Consider the following 21,383-nt stretch of genomic DNA (forward strand, 5'->3'; position numbering starts at 1 on the left):
ACGCCTCGCGTAAGGGGGAAAATGTAAATTTTTTCGTCCATAGTTAATGCGCTGATAAAAACGCAACCAAAAGCTGAAAGCACAATAAGGCAATCGACTTACACAAAAGTACAGGTTGTTTTTAAGGGAGGAAGGCGGGAAACCGCCTACTGTAAAGCGTACACATCTCAATGAGTTATGGAGAGAATTTATGGACCTGACCGTCTACAAGAAATACAAGAACCTAGTATCATCTTTCGCCCTGTCAGCAGCACTTATTACGCCCGCTGCAACAATGGCTGGTGAAGTTACATTGAAATCTGCCGATGGTACTGTGAACCTAGTAGGCGAATTTATTGAATTTACAGACAACAACTATGTTATCCGCACAGGTCTTGGTGACCTGCGCATCTCCGCGTCTCGCGTAAGCTGTGCTGGCGCAGACTGCCCAGACTTTGGCTCAACCGACGCAGACATCACAATCGCCGGTTCTGACGCGATCGGTACAGGAGTTATGCCGCTACTTATGTCTGGATACGGCGCAAGTCTTGGCGCTGAAGCAACACAAACCGCGACTGGCGTTGACGGTCAGTTCATCACCGAGATGGTTGGCGACGAAGGTTTTGGCGATCCGATGGGATCCTACCTTGTTTCCTCAACAAGCTCTGGCGATGCATTCCGCACCTTGCTTGACCGCACATCGCAAGTTGGCATGTCGGCACGACGCATCACGCCTGACGAAGCACGCGCCCTGCGCGCTGACGGCGCTGGCAACATGGTCAGCACGGATAGCGAACACATCATTGCCGTCGATAGCCTTGTTGTAATCACCCACCCAAACAACCCAGTAAAATCCATTACTTTGGAGCAACTGCGCGACATCTATAACGGCAGCATCACCAACTGGTCCGAAGTTGGCGGGGAAAATGCGGCAATCACGCTTGTTGACCGCGCGGTCGACTCTGGCACACGCGAAGTGTTTATGAACGGTGTGTATGGCGATCAAGCACCTGCACCATTGGCCGACACAATCGTCGCAGCCGACAACAACCAAATGGCTGCACAGGTTAACGCAGACGAAACTGCAATCGGGTTTGTGGGCTACGCATTCCAACGTGGTGCAAGCGCGCTGTCATTGGTCAACGACTGTGGCCTAACAATGATCCCAGACGCATTTTCGGCACGTACAGAGGAATACGCACTACAGCGCCTTATGTACCTTTACACACGTGACGACACTGCCGACGAAGCAACAATGGATTTCATCCACTACGCTGAATCATCCGCCGCAGACGAAGTCATCGCCAAAGCTGGGTTTATCGACCTTGGTATTGATCGTCGCGAACAAGCGCTCGACGGTGATCGTGCACGTGCCCTGCTCAACCCAAATGTCGACGCATACGAAGGCGGCTTCATGCGCGAAATGCTGTCACAGATGGTTGACTATGATCGCCTGTCCACAACATTCCGCTTCCGCACTGGGTCGCAAAATCTCGACCAACGTGGTGTCTTAAACCTAGAGCGTCTGGCCGATTTCCTAGAAACGCAGCCAGAAGGCACAAAAATCTTATTTGTCGGCTTTACCGATGATGTGGGTGCATTTGACAGCAACCGTTCACTGTCTCAGTCACGTGCGGAACAGGTTCGCGCAGAACTACAAAACGTCGCCGGTGACCGCCTGACAAACATCGAAATGGCGACAGCAGGCTACGGCGAAATCGCACCATCTGCCTGTAACACTTCGGAAAACGAACGCCAGATCAACCGCCGCGTTGAGGTATGGATCGAAGCCGCTAACGGCTAAGCGTACGCATGCGGGCGCAAGTACACCAGCGCCCGCACACCTAGCTGCACTTTCTTCGCGATAACACGCAGCAACGTTTCTTTGCTTGACCCTATCAAAGCTCCAACTTTGACCAAAGTTACAGCCTTTGCAGCGTCAAGAAATCCATAAACACGACCGACAGCCGCAATCTACGTGCTGCCCCGGTCGGACGCATAGGAGTTCACAATGCAGAATTGCATGTCGACAAAACCCCGATCACGCCGGTTGGCGCTGACAACAACCGCTTGTATTGCCCTAATGGGATTTGGCGCAACAACGGCACAAGCTCAATCACTAGATCCCGCACTTTATGACGGTGGGAAAGCTCGCGTAAACAGGTCACTTGCACTTCGCGGCCTGTCAGAGTCTGTCGCATCAGCAAGCTGCCGCTACAATGCAGGCATCGATCTCGCGACTGCGGAATACGATCTACAACATGTTCATGATAACTTTGATGCAATTCTGGCTGGGCTGGAATTTGGCGATCGCGCATTGGGTATGCCCGGGGCAGAAACAACACCTCGCATCCTGAACGCTATCAAAAAGACCCATGAAATTTGGGACCCAATGGAGCATGCCGCGCTTGAGATGCTTGGCGGAACAGCATCCCCTGATGATGCCGCAATCATCACCGATGGCTATCACGCGCTATTTGATCAGACGACCAACTTAGCTGCCGATGTATCTGGCGAATACACGAACCCGCAGGAATTACTGCAAAGCGACGCGACAGTCTTGAACTTTGCTGGCCGTCAACGCGCGCTCGCGGAACGTATGACCCGCGCGGTTTGTGAACTTGCGACAGACACAAACCCCGAAGCCGCACTTGGCGAACTGATTGCAACAGTCGATATGTTCGAATTATCCCTCGTTGCGCTTCGTGACGGTTACCCGGCCGCAGGCGTCAATCCTCCGCCCAATGACACGGTCAAAGGCAGCCTAGAAAGCACCTATGCAATCTGGCAAGCTGGACGTGGCATCTATGATGCGATCAAGGATGGTGCAACTCCAACGGCTGACGATGTCATCGCGTCAAATGCGCTCACACAAGAACTTAGCGTTGGAATGAACAACGCGATTACACTGTATCTTATCGCGACCCCCGGCAAAGACGGCATCTACCGCGTTCCGCTTGAGGCCTACGCAGATGCAGAACTGCGCACATGGGCATCAGACCAACGCGTGATCGACGCGGTCAACGCACAGAACATAGCGCATGCCAACATGTCCGAAGATGCTGTCATCGCGCTTGACCAACAGTGGCGCGCAGAAGCATCTGGCGACGGTGGCCCACTCATGACTGCTGTGCTGGATAATCCGGTGTCTGAATGGTTACGTGCACACCAAGACGAAACAGCTGGTTTTGTGACCGAAGTATTCATCATGGATCACCTTGGCCTGAACGTCGCGCAAAGCGTGGCAACCTCAGACTACTGGCAGGGCGACGAAGCCAAGCACCAAGAAACCTATCATGTCGGGGCAGATGCGCTTCACATTAGTGATATAGAGTTTGATGACAGTACTGGCTTTTATCAGGCACAGGCATCCTTGCCCGTAGTTGATCCAGCAACCGGCGAAGTAATCGGCGCAATGACCTTTGGGATCAATGTGCAGCACCTGATGTAAAATCTTCCAACCAAGTCTACGGAGAGGCGCGGTGCAGCAATGCCCGCGCCTTTTGTTTTGAGTATGCAACAAAAGGCGCGCCGATTTTACGGCGCGCAATCTTCGCTTTACACTTGACCTAGTGCTTATGCTTCACAATCTCGCCCGACTTCAGTCGACCAAAATAACTGTTCATCTCGGCCTTCACGATTGGCATCAAGAAATACAGCGCGGTGATGTTCACAACGGCCATCGCAAAAATCATCGCGTCTGAGAAGTCGATGACCGCGCCCAATTGGGCCGCCGCACCAATCACGATGAAGATGCAGAAAATGATCTTGAACGCCAGTTCCTGCGCCTGCCCTTCACCAACCAAATAGGTCCACGCCTTAAGGCCATAGTATGACCAGCTGATCATAGTTGAGAACGCAAACAGTACAACCGCAACAGCCAGCACATAAGGGAACCAGCTAAACCCAGTCGCAAACGCCGCCGAAGTCAGCTGAACACCTGATGAACCGTCCACTGTCTGGATCGCGGTACCTGCTTCGTTCAGGACAAAGTTACCCGATGCAGGGTCCATCACCAGCACACCAGAAATCGTGATCACCAACGCAGTCATTGTACAGATAACGACCGTATCAATGAACGGCTCTAGCAGTGAAACGACCCCTTCGGTAATCGGTTCTTTGGTCCGCACAGCAGAGTGGGCAATCGCCGCAGAACCGACACCCGCCTCATTCGAGAACGCAGCACGTTTGAAGCCTTGGATCAACGCCCCGACAAAGCCGCCAGCAACACCAAGCCCGGTAAACGCACCAGCCCAGATTTGGCCGAACGCCCAACCGATTTGATCATAGTTCACTAGCAAAATAATCAGAGCACAAACGACGTACATAATGCCCATGAATGGGACCACTTTTTCAGTCACGTTCGCGATGGATTTGATCCCACCTACGATGACCGCAAAGACGACGATGGCAAAGATTACGCCGGTAATCAGCCCAGAAAAATCACCGACAATTCCCTCAATTTGGGCATGAGCCTGGTTGGCTTGGAACATGTTTCCGCCACCCAATGCTCCGCCAATAGTAAAGATGGAGAAGACAACAGCAAGCACCTTGCCCCCCGGCAAGCCACGTTCTTTGAAGCCTTTGGTCATGTAGTACATTGGACCACCCGAGACCGAACCATCTGCATATTCGTTGCGATACTTCACCCCTAAGGTACATTCGGTAAACTTGGATGCCATTCCCAAAAGCCCCGCAAGGATCATCCAAAATGTCGCCCCCGGCCCGCCGATACCAACAGCAACAGCAACACCAGCAATATTACCCAACCCCACAGTCCCAGAAAGCGCAGTGGTCAGCGCCTGAAAGTGGCTAACTTCACCAGCATCGTCGGGGTCAGAGTAATCACCTTTTACTAACGAAATCGCATGCCCAAAGGCACGCACTTGGATTACTCCGAAGTAAACTGTAAAAATCGTGGCGGCGATCACCAGCCACATAACAATCCAAGGAAAGTCCACTCCACCAACTTGGAAAGGCAGAGGGCGAAAAATGAACCCAACGAATGGCCCGGTCCAGTCAGCAAATACTTGATTTACCTTATCTTCAAGCGACATCTCTTGCGCGGCAGCTGCCGCAGGAGACAGCGCTGCAAACATGGCCGCTGTTAATAGCTTTTTCATATTTCCGTCCCCTTATGGAATGATCGTCACAGGCACCGAAGCCGAAGCCACAAGTCGCCCTGTTACACCGCCAAACACGCGTTCTCTCAAACCGCGCACACCGACGCGCCCAACAATTATCTGGGCTGCCTCGTGTTTTTTGGCTAAGCCATCCAATATTTCGGCAACGTCGCCATGCTTAACGACGCCAATCACGTTCACTCCGTCTTTCGAGGTCTCTGCGACAGCAGGGTCCAGAACGCGCGAATGCGCCATGCTGATCTCTTCTTCGCGGCGTTTGTGCCGCATTTCGTTTTCTTCTGGTGTTTGAAAGCTAAACGGCGACCATTCGATCACGTAGCAAAGCACAATCGTGCAATCGCCCACCGCTTTGGCGCGGTCTTTGGCAAACGCAAGCGCTCGCTCTCCCGCATCAGAGCCGTCAATCCCGACGACAAATACTGTTTCAGTCATTGCAAATCCCTGTTTTAAGTTGGCTGTTAAAATGCCCCGACCGATAAATTAACCAGCGGGAAGGTTCAGCTTCTGTCGGCTGATGCCATCAATGATACGCCAACAACACTCTGCAACATAAAAAAATTGCAAAACGAACAAATTACAGTACAGACTGCGTAATTGCAAAACTCATTAAGGATAATAGACCTCATAAACACGCCAATTAAGCACATTAGACCAATCACCACAAAGACGACTCAGTCACCAATCCGCCGTAAAATCAGGCATTTCTTCCAAAAATCATCCCTATTCAATCGACACCTGTAAGCGCTACCATCGCATACTCCCCGGACTTGTATAGGAATTTACGTTGATACTCACTCTCCCCGAACCCGATATCACGCTGTATGAAGATGGGCTGGCAAAGCACGATAAACTCAACCGCAAACCTATGGCGGACAAACTCTCTAATTTGGTCGAACGCATCGACGACCCGCTTGTCATCGCGCTTGATGGCGGCTGGGGCAGCGGCAAGTCGGTCTTTTTGAAATGCTGGGTCGGTGAACACCTTAAGACCCATCCAGATAAGGCCACGACGCTCTATTTTGATGCGTTTGCACATGACTATCTAGAAGACCCGCTGATCGCGCTGACTGGGGCGCTGGCTGAACGGCTAGAGAAATCGGATCAAAAGCCCGCTGCATTAAAGGCACTCAAAAACGCCGCCTACCGCCTCATGCCAATGGCCGCCCGCATCGGGCTCGCGCAGCGACAGCGGGCGGTACCGAGATTGCAGGCGCTGTAGGCGATGCACTGATCAACCAATCCGCAGAGAACGTCGAAAAAGCCGCCGAAGCCTATTGGAAACGCGAAGACGGACGCCGCGGCGCGATGGATCAATTCCGTGCAGCACTCACTAGCCTGACCGAACCCAATGCAGACGGTACCCCGCAAAAGAAACTGGTCATCGTCATCGACGAACTTGACCGCTGCCGCCCGGACTATGCGCTGCAACTGCTCGAAGTCATCAAACACTTCTTCGCCACCCCTGGCATCCACTTTGTGCTGGGCACGAACATGCAAGAACTGGCAAACAGCGTGCGGGCACGTTACGGGGCAGGAATAGATGCGGACAGGTATCTGCATAAATTTGTGCAGATTACTATGCCGATGAAACAATCAAACAACAAGCCCAGCAATAGCCAGCAATAGCGATGCAGTGAGCTACTTCGCTTCAATTACCGAGAAGCTGGAAATCGATGGCAACACCTGGAGTTTTTCAATCAGTACCTGCAAATGATTAACAGCAATGTCCACTTCACGCTCAGAGATGTGGAGCATTTAGCAACGCTTATTGCCGTAACCCCAACCGACTTGCGCCGAGGAGACGACGAATATTACATCTTTGCTGGGTTACTGATTATGAAGGTTGCAAAGCCAGAATGGATCGATAAAGCGCGAATGAAAGAACTGCCCTACGCAGCAGTTCTGCAACTCTTCGATAGCTTTGCAGATGGTGAAATCGGTCAGAGGGCCTATTGGTGCTGGAAGCTTTGCTTGGATAAAGCCCATTTAACCAACGAAGACAGAGTCGCAGAAGACATCGTTGGGCCATACTTCTTTCACGAAGGAAGCTCTTCAATTGTCTCTAACATCATCGCCCAATCTCTCGACGCTTTTGAGCTCCCGCGCTAACCGCTCCCCTTGCCTACGCCGCGCTCTCCTTTTAAGTGGGGAACAAGCTTTATGATAAGGAACCGCCCAACATGGCCAGCAATCAATTCGTCTATTTCATGGACGGCGTGTCCAAAACCTATCCCGGTGGGAAAAAGGTATTCGAAAACATCCGCCTGAACTTCCTCCCCGGTGTGAAAATCGGTGTGGTCGGTGTGAACGGCACCGGCAAATCGACCTTGATGCGGATCATGGCCGGACAGGACAAAGATTTCGCGGGCGAAGCATGGGCTGCCGAAGGTGCGCGCGTGGGCTACCTGCCACAGGAACCCGAACTCGACCCGAACCTGACCGTGCGTGAAAACGTCATGCTGGGCGTGGCCGACAAAAAAGCGATCCTTGATCGCTATAACGAAGTCGCCATGAACTATTCCGAAGAAACCGCCGATGAAATGGCGCAGCTTCAGGACCAGATCGACGCGCAAAACCTGTGGGACCTCGACGCACAGATCGACATCAGCATGGAGGCCCTGCGCTGCCCCCCTGACGATGCAAACGTCACAACCCTGTCTGGTGGTGAAAAACGCCGTGTCGCGCTGTGTCAGCTTCTGCTTGATGCGCCTGACATGCTGTTGCTCGATGAGCCGACCAACCACCTAGACGCCGAAACCATCGCTTGGCTGCAACAGCACCTGATCGACTACAAAGGCACGATCCTGATCGTCACCCACGACCGCTACTTCCTTGATGCGATCACGGGCTGGATTTTGGAACTGGACCGCGGCTCAGGCATCCCACACGAAGGCAACTATTCCAGCTGGCTCGAAGCCAAAGCAAAGCGTCTGGAACGCGAAGCCAAAGACGACAAATCCAAGCAACGCACACTTCAGCGCGAATTGGACTGGATGCGTCAGGGCGCCAAAGCCCGCCAAGCCAAATCCAAGGCCCGGATCAGCGCTTATAACGAAATGGCAAACCAGTCTGAAAAAGAAAAAATGGGCCGCGCCCAGATCATTATCCCCAACGGGCCACGCCTCGGGAACAAAGTGATCGAGGTCGAAGACCTTAAAAAGGCGATGGGTGACAAACTGCTCGTCGAGGGGCTGTCGTTTGACCTGCCGCCCGGCGGCATCGTCGGCGTCATCGGCCCCAACGGTGCAGGTAAATCCACATTGTTCGGCATGCTGACAGGTCAGATCGAACCTGATGAAGGTACCGTCGAATTCGGTGAAACCGTGAAACTGTCCTATGTGGACCAGTCACGCGATGCGCTATCCGAAGGCACCACGGTCTGGGAAGAAATCAGCGGCGGCGCGGAAATCATCGAACTTGGCGATGCGTCTATGAACTCGCGCGCATACTGCTCAGCGTTCAACTTCAAAGGCGGCGATCAGCAGAAAAAAGTCGGACTGCTATCAGGCGGTGAACGCAACCGCGTGCACATGGCAAAACTGCTGAAATCCGGCGGCAACGTCCTGCTTCTCGATGAACCTACCAACGACCTCGACGTCGAAACACTGCGCGCATTGGAAGACGCATTGGTCGATTTCGCAGGCTGCGCCGTAGTCATCTCGCACGACCGCTTCTTCCTCGACCGTATCTGCACACACATGCTCGCATTCGAAGGCGACGCCCACGTCGAATGGTTCCAAGGCGGATTTACCGACTACGAAGAAGACAAGAAAGCACGGCTAGGAGCAGACGCGCTGGAACCAAAGCGGATGAAGCATAAGAAATTTGTGCGCTGATCAAATCGCAATCAACGGGTGCGCGAAAGCGACTGCGAAGCAATTGTGGGCGCACAGCGTGAGATAGTGAGGGCGGCTTTCGGGCCGCCCTTTACCTATTGGATCAGTGCCTTACACGGCTCACCTTGCGACACTCAAAGCAGGTAAGTTTCTTGATACCATCGATGCAGAGAGCGGTTTGCGGAATACCCCCAATCCTCCCAGTATCCTGAGCGGCCGTCCATGAACCGCGCGCCACTATGGATGTTCGATTTCGATCAAGGTCTCAACGGTGACCCGTCTTGGAAAGCGGGGCATTGCGTTCACACTGCGGCTGCCGACATACCACCCCAAATCCGGATCGAAAAATTGCACGACCGCAGTGTCATTGTCCGCATCTGAGGGGCGGGTGATAGAAAACGCCCATAAGCGGCTGTCACCGTTTTCATCGGCCTCACAGCAGGCCATGCGCAGATTGATCTCAAAACCATACTCCGGGTCGACCCAAGCAATCGTTTTCCCATCCTCTAGGGGATAAAAGGCAGGTTGGTCGTCAGCGATCACATCGGCGAGATATGTAACATCTTGCGGTGGAATAGTGTCATCTGAGGGAGAACCATTTTCTTGGGACCCGACATATTTCACAGCGGCACCATCGCTTACGAAATTATTGCAAGCCGGCCTGCCTTCCCGGCATCGTTGGTGCAAGATAACACCGTTTTCCACCATAAGAATTTCAGTACTCTCCCGCCAAGAGTTGACCATGTGATCGCCGTCTGCGTCGCCTATCGTTTCGGTCATGTCATAGGTGAACACCGTTCCCGGCGCAGGGTAGATCGCATCTTGCGCGACTGCAGCTGTTGAAACCATCCACGGCGCGACGGCACAAACCCCAATAAGCTTCGTTTTAGATAGCATGATAAATTCTCTTAACCTTAATTGCGGAGCAAGCACTTTCGCTTGGTTCAATTTCCCTAGATCCGCCCAGCGTTGGCTAAGTCGCTATAGGCATCAATTTTTTCCTGTTTCACATCATCTGAAAGCGGTGACAACCAGCTACGAAAGTTTCTCAGCTGAAGACCGACCAATGCCGTCGACGCAATCGACATGTTCACACATAATTCCCGTTGACGTCCACGTCGCATGATTCCATGGGGGGGGGGGTTTCCCCGGGGGGGGGGGAAGCCCCCCCCGGGGGGGGGGGGGGTGAGGGTAGGAAAATATCCGATGGACCTTTTTTGACCGAAAACGGGCGAAGCCCCGGACCGGGGGCTGCCCGACTAATCAGTCGGGCAAGACATCTTGCTTCACATCCGCCCCAAAACTCTTAGGCGGCTCACCCCGCGCGGCGGCCTCTCGGTCTAATCGGTTCAATATCTTCATCTGCGCATAGATCGCTTCTTCCATCCGCAGCGCCTCTCCGATTTTCATATTGGCCCATAGTCCAAGTATCCGGCTGATCCGCGCCTGATACCCCGGCCCCATCGCCCGGTAAAATTTCGCGACGCTCTCATCCAACCGCAGCGTGATCTTCACCTTGGGTTCTTCGACATCCAGATCATGCTCCAGCGTGTGCCACGCCAGCGGCACCTTATCGCGCAGTTCCAGCGACAGGTCGGTCGCATCAACATTTTCTTCGTACAGGTATCGCATCATCTTTTGACGTGCGATCCGCTCTGCTTTGGTCATCCGCGGCATGAATTTCTCCTTTCAGGTGAATATCATATACGCGCATTTAGAATCACCAAAACAACCGTGCGTTGGGGTCCGACGTGATGCCGACGTCTATCCGATATAACACTGACACGTCGATTTTACTTGATTTATTGGTCATAAGGTACCACATGGGGTTGGCAGACGTTATCCAACTCGACCACTGTTTTCCTATCCGGCTACAGTCTTTCGATCTTGCACTGACTAAGCCAAACTGTCGCAATTATGCGGATGGTACTGATAAATAAAGGAAAACACGATGGCTACTGGCACCGTGAAATGGTTCAACACAACTAAAGGCTTCGGCTTTATCGCTCCCGATGGTGGTTCTAAGGACGTATTCGTTCACATCTCCGCTGTTGAGCGTTCTGGCCTAACTGGCCTGCGCGACGATCAGAAAGTTACTTTCGACATCGAAGCTGGCCGCGACGGCCGCGAATCTGCGATCAACCTCGCACTCGCATAAGCGTCTAATGAATTTTGTGGCGTGCGTTTTCACGCGCGCCACAATCCAAAGGCAATTTAACGCCTTTTTACATACAATCCCTTAAAATTGTTGATTTTGTTGCACACTCTGCCATGGTTGATTCGCGACGTTAAATTATCGACCACTGTCTCCCTTTCGGCCCAGTCAATCGATCTAAGTTTGACCGAGCCAACCCGCTGCAGTTCCGCGAGCGGATGATTTTGAAGGAAGACACTCACATGGCTTCAGGCACCGTGAAATGGTTCAACACAACTAAAGGCTTCGGCTTTATTGCCCCAGATGGTGGAACTAAGGACGTATTTGTCCATATTTCTGCTGTAGAACGCTCAGGTCTAACGGGTTTGCGCGATGATCAAAAAGTTAACTTTGACATCGAAGCTGGTCGCGATGGTCGCGAAAGCGCCGTCAACCTGACACTCGCAGATTAATCGGCACACATAGAATAGCTTAGGGCGCCTCATTTAGGCGCCCTTTCTCGGTCGGACTTTGCTTCAATAACGTTAAGAGACCTGACTGCCTGCCGCCCACACAGACCGAACAAGCGGAAGATCATTAACTAAGCCAAAGCGTAACACATCCGCACGTTGTCCAATGCTCAGCACGCCCCTATCAGTCAGATGCACATGCTTGGAGGGCTGTGACGTAACGGTCGCCATGCCCCGCGACCAGTTTCCCCACGCCTGTGAAAGCTGCACTGCTCCCAGCAACAATGCCGCCGGAACATAGTCGGACGACAATATATCTAGTCGATCCAACATAGCCAATTCGTGAGCCGCAACATTACCGGAATGTGACCCGCCACGTACAAGGTTTGGCGCACCCATTATTGTTGCAATCCCTGACGCATGGCATGCATTGGCCGCCTCAACAGTTGTCGGAAACTCAGCCAATGTAATCCCGTGCGCATGGCTTGCAGCAACTTGGCTCGCGGTTGTGTCGTCATGGCTCGCCATGGTCGCACCATACCGATGCGCAGCCGCAACGGCCGCCGTTTCGTGCAACGTGCCGAGACGGGCCTGCAGGTTATATAGAAAATCTACGTAGGCCGGAAATGCGGCACGATCCATTCCGTGCTTTCCACAAACATAGTCTTCATACTTTTGAATATCGCTAAACTGACGCTGCCCCGGAGTATGATCCATCAACGATACGATTCCGATGCGGTCAGATTCATCAAACTCTGCGAGTTCATCCACAAGGGTTTCCGAACAAATCTCTGCGCGCAGATGAATATGGTGACTGATTTTAAGAGCGCCCGCATTGCGCATTTGCAAAATCTCATCCGCGACCTGACGCGCATATTTTCCATACCGTTTACCGTGGTCAGACGTGATCGACCCGACGCGGATCGCATCAAACACCGTTGTAATTCCCGTGCCAGCAAGCTCTCGGTCATGTGCAACGATTGCTGCACGGTGTGGCCAGTCGACTTTGGGGCGTGGGCTAATATGCCGTTCAAGATTGTCGGTGTGCAGTTCGATCATACCGGGACATACAAAGTCGCCACCACAATCAATGGCCCCTGTTGGTATACTTGTGCCTTGGGCGATATCAGTGATGATACCCCCCTGCATTTTTAAACTGCCGGTGATCACCTCATCAGCAAGGATAAGCTGAGCATTGGCGAGTGTAATTTCTTGTGTCATGGATTTGTCACGCAATCTTGGCAAAGAGTGTTTCATGTTCGAACGATACGCAATTTTCTATACCCCTCCCCCCGGCGAATTCGCCGATTTCTGCGCATCTTGGCTGGGCTGGGATAATCGGATTGGTCGTAAAATCGCGCATCCTCAAATCGGTGATCTCGAAGTCGCTAAGTTGACGCAAACACCCCGAAAATACGGCATTCACGCTACCTTGAAAGCCCCTTTTCGATTGATCAAGGGGGCATCGCAGAGCCACTTGGAGGCGGCAATCGTACAAATGGCTGAAACCATCCCTGCATTCCGTCTGGATGGGCTGTCTCTCAAACATCATCGCGGGTTTATGGCACTTCGTCCGCGCGGCAATATCAACACGCTGAATAGTGTTGCCCAACATATCGTCGAAACACTTGATCACTTCCGCGCTCCGGCTGCCGCTTCCGAATTGGCGCGCCGTAGACAAGCCAACCTGTCTGAACGGCAAGATAAAAACCTGATAACTTGGGGCTACCCCTACGTTGATGAAGACTTTCATTTTCATCTGACCCTGTCCGGACGCATTGACCCTGGCCTTGGTGCTGACGTAACCGATGCATTGGCGCCGCATCTTTTGCCGCTGGTGCCTCGTCCGTTTCCAATCGATCAGATTACCCTGATGGGAGAGGACACCGAAGGGATGTTCCATGAAATTCATCGTTATGACCTCACCGGATAAAGCAGGCGAAGTATAGCCTGCACAGTTTCATCCAATGCCCCACTATTATCGATGACATGGGCCATCACGCCTTCTGGCAACGCATAGCGCGCCCGATCAAGACGCTGTTCAACTTGTTCCTTAGTTTCACGACCACGCGCAGTTAGCCGATGCGCAAGCACCTCGCGTGTGGCACTTAGCGATATTATCTCACATCGCTCAAATCTATCCTGCGCGGCGACAAGCTGTGCACGCGACAGGTTCGCAACGACATCGCACCCAGTAGCAAGAGTTTGATCGACGCCAATAGGGATAGCGTACTGCAGGCCATGTGCTGGCCAAGACAACGCAAACTCACCCGCTGACCGCATCTGTGCAAAACGGTCTTCAGTGACACCATCGAAATCTTCGCCGACAGCGGCACTTGGTCGCGTGATAGTACGCCGGGCAAGCACCAGGCGCGGCTCTGCCTGTGCCATCGCAGACATGACGCTGTCTTTGCCCACACCCGATGGACCAACAACAGCAATAAACCGACCCGTCATATGGCTGTCCGCGGCGTGAAACCTGTCACATCGATTTCGCGGTCACAGACACGGTCCCGCGCGGCTTCATCATGGAAAATACCAACAATCGACGCGCCGCGCGCCTTAGCCTCTTCGATCATCGACATGACAACCTCACGGTTCACACCGTCTAGGCTCGCGGTCGGTTCATCCAACAAAAGCGCGGGATAGTTATAGGCAAACCCACGAGCAATATTCACGCGCTGCTGTTCTCCCCCTGAAAACGTCGTTGGGCTTAGGCTCCATAGCCGCTCGGGAATATTCAGGTTATCCAACAATACTTCCGCCCGCGCAATTGCAGCCGAACGGCCTGTCCCTGTTGCCAACAATGGTTCCGCGACCACCTCGACCGTTGGCACACGCGGCACAACTCGCAAGAACTGACTCACATAGCCCAGCGTATAGCGGCGCAACGCAAGTATGTCGCGCGGCGCAGCAGCAGCGACGTCCAAGTCACCGACCATAATCCGCCCGCTCGCAGTCAAATAATTCCCGTAAATCATCCGCATCAAGGTTGATTTTCCAGAACCCGATTGCCCGACAAGCGCCACACATTCACCGGCCTGCACCTGCAATGACGCGCCCACCATAACGGGAATCGTCGCGACACCTTGGTTATGAAGCGTAAATGACTTTGATACGTTATCGACAGTGATCATCGTCCTATCCTCGCTTTGTTCAAAATACTCAAAACTCAAACCTGTAACACAGAGGACACCAGCAACTGGGTATAGCCATGCTGCGGATCATCCAGCACCTGATCGGTCAGACCGGTTTCAACAACATGCCCATCCTTCATGACCATCAGTCGATCCGCCAAAAGCCGCACAACAGCCAAGTCATGTGTGACAATAATCGCGCTTAGGTTCATTTCACGGACAAGCCCCCGCAGCAGGTCCAGAAGCCGCGCTTGGACGCTGACGTCTAACCCTCCTGTTGGTTCATCCATGAACACCAGCCGCGGGCCTGTCACCAAGTTTCGCGCGATCTGCAAGCGCTGTTGCATCCCCCCCGAAAAAGCACTGGGGCGGTCGTCTACGCGGTCGGCGTTAATCTCAACTCGGCTAAGCCAATCTGTCGCCTGATCACGAATTTCGCCGTAGTGACGTGCGCCGACAGCCATGAGCCGTTCACCTACATTGCCGCCTGCGCTAACGTTCATGCGCAGCCCGTCACGCGCATGTTGATGCACAAAAGCCCAGTCAGTGCGAGACAACATCCGGCGTTCAGGTTCCGACATCGTAATCGTGTCACGCATACCTTCGATGCGCGTATCAAAGTTAACGGCACCAGTATCAGGCCCAAGATGACCCGCGAGACAATTAAGAAGCGTTGACTTTCCTGACCCGCTTTCTCCGACAATCCCCATGACTTCTCCGGGGTACAGATCAAACGAAACGTCTTTGCAGCCAATGCGGTTGCCATAGAATTTTGACACGCCAGTTACATTTAACAACGGGTTCATGCGACATCCTCCTGATAGGGGACACCCTGTGCACCAATGCAACCTGCTTTGCGGCGGCCCGCGCAATAATCTGTGTCAGAACACATAAACATGCGCCCGCCTGCGTCATCGACGATCAACTCGTCCAGATAGCTGTCTTCGGCGCCGCACAAGTCGCAAGCGTGGTCAGCTTTGCTTGCCTCAAAGGGATAGTCGTCGAAATCGAGGCTGACGACATCCGTATAGGGTGGCACCGCGTAAATCCGTTGTTCCCGGCCCGCACCAAACAGCTGGATACCCGCCATGTTCAGTTTCGGGTTATCAAATTTGGGAATTGGAGATGGGTCCATCACATAGCGCCCTTCGACCTTCACCGGATAGGCATAGGCCGTCGCAATCGCGCCATGCTGGGAAATATCTTCGTATAGCTTCACGTGCATTAGCCCGTATTCCTCAAGACTGTGCATCTTGCGTGTCTCAACTTCTGAAGGCTCCAAAAACCGCAAAGGTTCGGGGATCGGTACTTGATAAACAAGAATTTGATCGCTCCGCAGATCCTGTTCAGGAATGCGGTGCCGTGTCTGGATCACGCTGGCGTCGACCGTTGCTTCGGTTACAGCCACGCCTGCTGTCTTTTCAAAAAAACGACGGATCGACACCGCGTTTGTCGTATCATCCGCGCCTTGGTCGATGACCTTAAACGTATCGTCCGGTGTCAGTACCGCCGCTGAAACCTGTACACCACCCGTCCCCCAGCCATAAGGCATCGGCATTTCACGGCTCGCAAAAGGCACCTGATACCCCGGTATCGCAAGCCCCTTAAGGATCGCACGACGGATCATCCGCTTGGTTTGTTCATCGAGATAAGCGAAATTATAGTCAGTCATTCTACGGCCTCCTGTTCGCCCATCGCTGCCCGACGTAGCTTGCGGATCAGTTCCAATTCAGATTGAAAATCAACGTAATGCGGCAGTTTGATGTGTTCGAGGAACCCCGTCGCTTGGATATTATCGGCGTGGTATAATACGAATTCTTCGTCCTGCGCGGGCGCACCGACATTATCTTCGCCCAGTTCTTTCCAGCGCAACGCACGGTCAACCAACGCCATGGAAATCGCTTTGCGTTCGGTCATGCCAAACACCAAACCATATCCGCGCGTGAACTGTGGAGGTTCTGTTTTGGAGCCTTTAAATTGGTTTACCGTTTCGCATTCTGTTAGGGTGATTTCACCAATGTCGATGGCAAAACCTAGTTCGGGAATATCCATTTCAACAGACACGGCACCGATCCTCAGCTCTGCGACAAAGGCGTGATTGCGGGCGTATCCACGCTGTGTGGAATAGGCCATGCCAAGGATGAACCCCTCATCGCCACGCGTCAGCGCTTGCAAACGAAGCGAACGCGTCGCGGGGAGTTCAAGCGGAGAGCGCGTTAAATCAGGCGGTGTCTCTGGCCCCTCGGGTTCGGTTTGGATCAGATTTTCGCGATCCAAGAACGACATGATGTGCGGGGTATCAGCTTGCGCGATTTCCGCGCTTGGCGCTTGTGGAACTTCCCCGTCTGCGGCCAATTTGAAATCCAGCAAACGATGTGTGTAATCAAATGTCGGCCCAAGCACCTGCCCACCAGGTGCATCTTTAAACGTCGCCGACACACGTCGATCACAGATCATTTGCTCCGTATCAACAGGGTTAGACCCACCAAATCGCGGCAATGTCGTACGATAAGCACGGATTAAAAAGATCGCCTCGATCAAATCACCGCGCGATTGCTTTATCGCAAGCGCAGCCAAATCGGGATCATAGAGAGACCCTTCAGCCATGACCCGGTTTACCGCCAGCGCAAGCTGTTCGCGAATTTGCGAAACCGACAATTCAGCAATCGATGTGTCGCCGCGCCGTTCTTCGGCCAACCACGCATGGGCGTTATCGATCGCCTTTTCGCCGCCCTTTACTGCAACATACATCAGGACACCTTTATCGCGTTAACTTTGGTCGTACGTGGCAGCGCAGCAAGACGATTTTGACACGTGAAAACAAAATCAAGCCCAAGCGGAAACAGCGCCGTATTTTGTTGGAACGCCGCCGTTTCAGGCAACGAAAGCGTTGCTTTGCCCTTGATCCCCGGACCTCGTAGTTCAGCCCCTTCGGGATTTAACGAAGCGACTTCGACGATCAATGTCGCGGACCTGTCGGGGTATTCTGATGTTCCAATAGCAAAGTCAGTAATCGGCAAATCGCCCCAAGAACCAACCGCAAAACTCGCCTTTGCGGCATCAACCAATGGCGCGCCAGTGTGAAAGGTAATCCACGCCCTTACGTCATCTGTGTCAAACTCAGCGGTCAGGAAAACAGGTGTATCCGGATCACATAGCGTGAGCAAAACCACACCAGCAGCCACGGACAACGGCGCAGGCGGGGTCGCGCCCACGGCATCATTGATGATACCCGGTTGCGCAACTGCAGTCATAATCTGCCGAAACGCACGTGCGGAATCGAGCGGCGCGTTGACAAAACCACCCATTAAAGTCGTTGTTTGCATTAATCCTCGCCCCTGACCATCGTGAAAAAATCGACCTTGGTTGCAGCGGCTTTTGCCGCGCGACTGGCCTGTGATGAACGACGAATTTCGGCAAGCGGATCAATCACCGTCGCTTGGACAACAGCAGCATCTTTCGTCTGCATCAGCGCATCAACTAATGCTGCGATCCGTGCCTGTTCTTTGTCACGCCCCTGGACATAAGCATGACCAACAACGCCGCTGGCCAATTTAACGGAACAACGCGTCACGGTCATTTCGCCTAAGTTAAAAGCTGCGCCAACCGCACCCGCCCGCCCGCGCACCATTACGCCACCGATCTCTGGCGCGCGCAGATAACTAAAGTCAGGCGCGATACCTAACGCACCCCAGACTTGCGTCAACGTGCTAGTGTCGGACTTAGCCAACAGGCTCATCCATGCTTTTCGCGCCGCGTTTCGATCGTTCATTTCTTCCATCTAGACACCTTGCCTGTTTGTCTAAATTAATATACAACTAGACAAATATTAGGCCGAGTCGCTTGCGGCTGGCAATCCCTGATGATGTGAAACTTTCGTGACACCATGGCCCGTACTGCAATCTGGACTTCGATCAGCACCACGCTGACCACTGATATTGCCGAAGGTCGTTACGGCCCCGGTGACAAACTTCCGACCGAAGCTACGCTTTCCGCCCGGTTTGGAGTGAACAGGCACACAGTTCGGCGCGCTTTGGCCGCGATGGCAGATGACGGTCTTGTGCATGCCCGGCGTGGCGCAGGCGTTTTTGTTGCGCAAACGCCAACGGATTATCCCATTGGTCGCCGGGTCCGGTTTCACCAGAACCTGACCGCCGCCGGGCGCGCGCCGGCCAAAGAAATCCTGTCCTTAGAAACACGTACCGCAGATGAACGCGAGGCAGAAGCGCTCGACATTGCGATCGGTGCTTCTGTGCATGTCTACGACGGGCTGTCGCTCGCTGATGGGCAGGCTATTGCGCTATTTCGCAGCGTCTTTCCGGCAGAGCGCTTTCCCAACATTTTGCGAGACGTAGACGAAACCAAATCAGTCACAGCCGCACTCTTACGGCACGGCGTCACGGATTATACGCGCGCTTCTACTAGGATGACGGCGAAGCTCGCCAATCCGACGCAGGCGTTGCACCTACGGATTACTGAGGGTGCGCCTATACTACGGTCAGTCGGTATCAACGTCGATCTTGATGGGGCACCCATTGAATTCGGCCATACTTGGTTCGCAGGAGACCGCGTCACGTTGACCGTTAACAACTCGTAACTCAAAATGTCATACGCACGATACATCGATACGCGATAACACCTGAAACAACCTTCAGGCGAGCAAATCGATGACACCCCCGATTGCATTTCTTTCGTTGAACGGCGCACAAATATTACGCGACGGACAAATCACGACAGGCAACATAACTGTACGCGAAGGATTTATGCGCGACGATAGTAGGCCGGGGGGGCCAAGCATAAACCTTGCTGGGTATTACGTATTGCCAGGGATCATTGACCTACACGGTGACGCATTTGAACACCACCTTGCTCCGCGCCCAACCGCGCCGTTTCCCATCAAATTTGGGCTAGCAGGCACAGACAGAGACGCCGCAGCAAATGGGATAACGACTGCTTGGATGGCGCAAAGCTGGTCTTGGGAAGGTGGCGGTCGCGGGCCAGACTTTGCAGAAAGACTCATGCAAGCCCATGCCGACTATCGTAGCAGTATGTTGACAGACCTGCGGATACAAATCCGATGTGAAACACATACTGTCGATACCCAAGATAGGTTAATTGACGCTATAGAAACCTATGGCATCGACTACGTCGTGTTCAACAACCACCTTGATGAGGCGGTCGAGATTGCAAAGGCGCAACCTGACCGAATTGCCGCGTGGGCGTCACGCGCAGGGCGAACAACAGCAGAGCATATGGCACTTGTCGAAGCAACTCGGGACCAAAGCACGCAAGTCCCACGGTATTTGTGCAATCTTGCCGCAGCTTTTGACCGGCTCGCAGTACGATATGGTAGCCATGACGACCCGGATGGGCGCACACGCGAATATTACTCAATGATTGGCGCGAAAATATGTGAATTCCCCACGCAGCGAAGCGCGGCAGCGCTCGCAAAAACATGGGCTGATCCGGTGATCATGGGCGCGCCAAACGTTGTGCGCGGCGGATCACAATCGGGCAATATCGCTGCCGTGTCTTTGATCCGCGAAGGACTGTGCGATGCACTTGTGTCCGACTACCATTACCCCACATTGGCGCAGGCTGCATTTTCCCTAGCCGATGCCGAAGTCATGGATTTCGCCCGTGCTTGGGGAATGATCTCAAGCCGCCCTGCACGGATAATGGGATTAGGCGACCGCGGCATCATCGACGAAGGCAAACGCGCCGACCTAACCATCATCAACGCAAGCACCCGCCAAGTCGAAGGCACCATGGCAGCAGGCCGCTGGTCATATCTCGCCGGAGGTCTTGCCCATCGGTTAACCCAAGCAGCGCCAAAACTGAGGATCGCAGCAGAGTAACTAGATTTTGAACACTAGGTCGCTCTGTTCTTTGCCTCGCAAGCCAACAAAATCAGTGAGGCAACCAAACGAGATGTCTGCAATTCTTAGCGAAAGTATAAGCCGCCTTTCGTAATGTATGTAGTGTTCTCAGCTGCTGAGGTTTAATAAAGGTAAACATCATCCTTCACGCAGAAAACGCTGCAGAGGTTTATTAACGACGGAAATACCTGCGTTGACCGTTAGATGTAAAACCAAACCGAAGATGGAATCCGTAATGACCACGCTATCAGACACTCCGAAACGTTACGGCCTCGTAAGTCGCGCACTCCATTGGGGCATGGCTGCTTTGTTTGCTGTCCAGTTCTTGTCGGCGGCAGCGCATTGGGCCCTCCCGCGCGAGAACGCGTTACGTGAGGCTCTTTGGAGTTACCATGCGACGCTGGGAACAACCCTATTAATCCTAGTCATTTTACGCGGCATTTGGGGATTGATAAATATTTCGCGGCGTCCATCCCACAGCGGAACGATGGGTCAAGCGGCCAAAGTTGGCCATATCGCTTTATACCTGCTAATGGCAGTCGTTCCGTCGTTAAAACTGCTGGCATACGCAGGTGGTACACGCGGATTTACTTATCTGGGCATCGAAATTTTGTCTGCACGCATCACAGAGATTAGCTGGATGCAGGCCCTCGGCGGGTGGCACGGTGAATTAGGCTGGGTTCTCGCGTTTTTGGTTGTCGGGCATATTGCTATGGCATGCATCTGGCACCGAATTATCCTGCGTGATGATACCCTCAAACGTATGGTCGGGTAAAATCGACGCCCGGCCTTCCGAGGTTTTTA

General features: G+C 53.2%; 24 protein-coding genes. 12 read left to right on the plus strand and 12 right to left on the minus strand.

Going from position 1 to position 21,383, the window contains the following annotated elements:
- The first annotated feature begins 190 nt into the window (after positions 1–190).
- Positions 191–1,783 carry a phosphate ABC transporter substrate-binding/OmpA family protein gene (locus CLV80_RS10270; RefSeq protein WP_106357781.1) on the plus strand — a complete coding sequence of 531 codons (1,593 nt, stop codon included), beginning with the start codon at positions 191–193 and terminating at the stop codon, positions 1,781–1,783.
- 219 nt (positions 1,784–2,002) lie between these two features.
- Positions 2,003–3,430: a type IV pili methyl-accepting chemotaxis transducer N-terminal domain-containing protein gene (locus CLV80_RS10275; protein ID WP_165793367.1), complete on the plus strand. Its 1,428-nt coding sequence runs from the start codon at positions 2,003–2,005 to the stop codon at positions 3,428–3,430.
- A gap of 118 nt (positions 3,431–3,548) precedes the next feature.
- Here CLV80_RS10275 and CLV80_RS10280 read toward each other — a convergent pair whose 3' ends face one another.
- Positions 3,549–5,102 (minus strand): alanine/glycine:cation symporter family protein, encoded by a 1,554-nt coding sequence (locus tag CLV80_RS10280; protein ID WP_106357786.1) that lies wholly within the window; start codon positions 5,100–5,102, stop codon positions 3,549–3,551.
- Between the two features lie 12 nt (positions 5,103–5,114).
- The gene (locus tag CLV80_RS10285) at positions 5,115–5,555 is read right to left on the minus strand and encodes a universal stress protein (protein ID WP_106357788.1); all 441 of its coding nucleotides are present in this window, start codon (positions 5,553–5,555) and stop codon (positions 5,115–5,117) included.
- 352 nt (positions 5,556–5,907) lie between these two features.
- On the opposite strand from CLV80_RS10285, the gene CLV80_RS10290 reads away from it, so the two are divergent.
- From CLV80_RS10290 to ettA, 4 genes are all read left to right on the plus strand, one after another.
- Complete coding sequence (locus tag CLV80_RS10290; protein WP_106357790.1) at positions 5,908–6,342, plus strand: P-loop NTPase fold protein; 435 nt, start codon at positions 5,908–5,910, stop codon at positions 6,340–6,342.
- An 86-nt stretch (positions 6,343–6,428) separates the two neighbouring features.
- The gene (locus tag CLV80_RS10295) at positions 6,429–6,749 is read left to right on the plus strand and encodes a KAP family P-loop NTPase fold protein (RefSeq protein ID WP_106357792.1); all 321 of its coding nucleotides are present in this window, start codon (positions 6,429–6,431) and stop codon (positions 6,747–6,749) included.
- Between the two features lie 84 nt (positions 6,750–6,833).
- On the plus strand, positions 6,834–7,232 hold the full coding sequence (locus tag CLV80_RS10300; protein ID WP_106357794.1) for a hypothetical protein: 399 nt from the start codon (positions 6,834–6,836) through the stop codon (positions 7,230–7,232).
- A gap of 71 nt (positions 7,233–7,303) precedes the next feature.
- A complete protein-coding gene (gene ettA, locus CLV80_RS10305; RefSeq protein WP_106357797.1) occupies positions 7,304–8,959 on the plus strand; it encodes an energy-dependent translational throttle protein EttA in 1,656 nt (551 codons plus the stop codon).
- A 237-nt stretch (positions 8,960–9,196) separates the two neighbouring features.
- Here ettA and CLV80_RS10310 read toward each other — a convergent pair whose 3' ends face one another.
- Positions 9,197–9,856: a hypothetical protein gene (locus tag CLV80_RS10310; RefSeq protein WP_106357799.1), complete on the minus strand. Its 660-nt coding sequence runs from the start codon at positions 9,854–9,856 to the stop codon at positions 9,197–9,199.
- A gap of 366 nt (positions 9,857–10,222) precedes the next feature.
- The gene (locus CLV80_RS10315) at positions 10,223–10,636 is read right to left on the minus strand and encodes a BrnA antitoxin family protein (protein ID WP_106357801.1); all 414 of its coding nucleotides are present in this window, start codon (positions 10,634–10,636) and stop codon (positions 10,223–10,225) included.
- A 274-nt stretch (positions 10,637–10,910) separates the two neighbouring features.
- Between CLV80_RS10315 and CLV80_RS10320 the strand changes: the two genes are divergently transcribed.
- Positions 10,911–11,117 (plus strand): cold-shock protein, encoded by a 207-nt coding sequence (locus CLV80_RS10320; RefSeq protein WP_106357803.1) that lies wholly within the window; start codon positions 10,911–10,913, stop codon positions 11,115–11,117.
- Between the two features lie 239 nt (positions 11,118–11,356).
- Positions 11,357–11,566 carry a cold-shock protein gene (locus CLV80_RS10325; RefSeq protein WP_106357805.1) on the plus strand — a complete coding sequence of 70 codons (210 nt, stop codon included), beginning with the start codon at positions 11,357–11,359 and terminating at the stop codon, positions 11,564–11,566.
- Between the two features lie 72 nt (positions 11,567–11,638).
- Here CLV80_RS10325 and CLV80_RS10330 read toward each other — a convergent pair whose 3' ends face one another.
- Positions 11,639–12,784, minus strand: a complete 1,146-nt coding sequence (locus CLV80_RS10330) for an alpha-D-ribose 1-methylphosphonate 5-triphosphate diphosphatase (protein WP_106357808.1) — start codon at positions 12,782–12,784, stop codon at positions 11,639–11,641.
- A 34-nt stretch (positions 12,785–12,818) separates the two neighbouring features.
- On the opposite strand from CLV80_RS10330, the gene CLV80_RS10335 reads away from it, so the two are divergent.
- Positions 12,819–13,496: a DUF1045 domain-containing protein gene (locus tag CLV80_RS10335; RefSeq protein WP_106357997.1), complete on the plus strand. Its 678-nt coding sequence runs from the start codon at positions 12,819–12,821 to the stop codon at positions 13,494–13,496.
- On the opposite strand, the gene phnN is transcribed toward CLV80_RS10335, so the two are convergent.
- From phnN to phnG, 7 genes are read right to left on the minus strand one after another with little or no spacing between them, the layout of a single operon-like run.
- Entirely contained in the window at positions 13,478–14,020 is a 543-nt protein-coding gene (gene phnN / locus CLV80_RS10340) for a phosphonate metabolism protein/1,5-bisphosphokinase (PRPP-forming) PhnN (protein WP_106357810.1), read from the minus strand. The two genes, CLV80_RS10335 and phnN, sit on opposite strands and share 19 nt — an antisense overlap.
- The gene (gene phnL, locus CLV80_RS10345) at positions 14,017–14,700 is read right to left on the minus strand and encodes a phosphonate C-P lyase system protein PhnL (protein WP_106357812.1); all 684 of its coding nucleotides are present in this window, start codon (positions 14,698–14,700) and stop codon (positions 14,017–14,019) included. Before phnL ends, phnN begins: the two co-directional genes overlap by 4 nt.
- A gap of 35 nt (positions 14,701–14,735) precedes the next feature.
- The gene (gene phnK, locus CLV80_RS10350; RefSeq protein ID WP_106357815.1) at positions 14,736–15,506 is read right to left on the minus strand and encodes a phosphonate C-P lyase system protein PhnK; all 771 of its coding nucleotides are present in this window, start codon (positions 15,504–15,506) and stop codon (positions 14,736–14,738) included.
- Positions 15,503–16,372 carry an alpha-D-ribose 1-methylphosphonate 5-phosphate C-P-lyase PhnJ gene (locus CLV80_RS10355; RefSeq protein ID WP_106357817.1) on the minus strand — a complete coding sequence of 290 codons (870 nt, stop codon included), beginning with the start codon at positions 16,370–16,372 and terminating at the stop codon, positions 15,503–15,505. Before CLV80_RS10355 ends, phnK begins: the two co-directional genes overlap by 4 nt.
- Positions 16,369–17,451 carry a carbon-phosphorus lyase complex subunit gene (locus CLV80_RS10360; protein WP_106357819.1) on the minus strand — a complete coding sequence of 361 codons (1,083 nt, stop codon included), beginning with the start codon at positions 17,449–17,451 and terminating at the stop codon, positions 16,369–16,371. The genes CLV80_RS10355 and CLV80_RS10360 overlap by 4 nt, the downstream gene beginning before the upstream one ends.
- The gene (gene phnH / locus CLV80_RS10365; RefSeq protein ID WP_106357821.1) at positions 17,451–18,026 is read right to left on the minus strand and encodes a phosphonate C-P lyase system protein PhnH; all 576 of its coding nucleotides are present in this window, start codon (positions 18,024–18,026) and stop codon (positions 17,451–17,453) included. The genes CLV80_RS10360 and phnH overlap by 1 nt, the downstream gene beginning before the upstream one ends.
- Positions 18,026–18,481, minus strand: a complete 456-nt coding sequence (gene phnG, locus CLV80_RS10370) for a phosphonate C-P lyase system protein PhnG (RefSeq protein ID WP_106357823.1) — start codon at positions 18,479–18,481, stop codon at positions 18,026–18,028. Before phnG ends, phnH begins: the two co-directional genes overlap by 1 nt.
- Before the next feature lie 105 nt (positions 18,482–18,586).
- On the opposite strand from phnG, the gene phnF reads away from it, so the two are divergent.
- The 3 genes from phnF to CLV80_RS10385 all read left to right on the plus strand — a co-directional run bounded on the left by phnF (position 18,587) and on the right by CLV80_RS10385 (position 21,354).
- Positions 18,587–19,297: a phosphonate metabolism transcriptional regulator PhnF gene (phnF, locus tag CLV80_RS10375; RefSeq protein ID WP_106357825.1), complete on the plus strand. Its 711-nt coding sequence runs from the start codon at positions 18,587–18,589 to the stop codon at positions 19,295–19,297.
- 70 nt (positions 19,298–19,367) lie between these two features.
- Positions 19,368–20,558, plus strand: a complete 1,191-nt coding sequence (locus CLV80_RS10380) for an alpha-D-ribose 1-methylphosphonate 5-triphosphate diphosphatase (RefSeq protein WP_106357827.1) — start codon at positions 19,368–19,370, stop codon at positions 20,556–20,558.
- Between the two features lie 256 nt (positions 20,559–20,814).
- Positions 20,815–21,354 carry a cytochrome b gene (locus CLV80_RS10385; protein WP_106357829.1) on the plus strand — a complete coding sequence of 180 codons (540 nt, stop codon included), beginning with the start codon at positions 20,815–20,817 and terminating at the stop codon, positions 21,352–21,354.
- Positions 21,355–21,383 lie beyond the last annotated feature (29 nt).

Source organism: Yoonia maritima (genome assembly GCF_003003285.1).
Taxonomy (GTDB): Bacteria; Pseudomonadota; Alphaproteobacteria; order Rhodobacterales; family Rhodobacteraceae; genus Yoonia; species Yoonia maritima.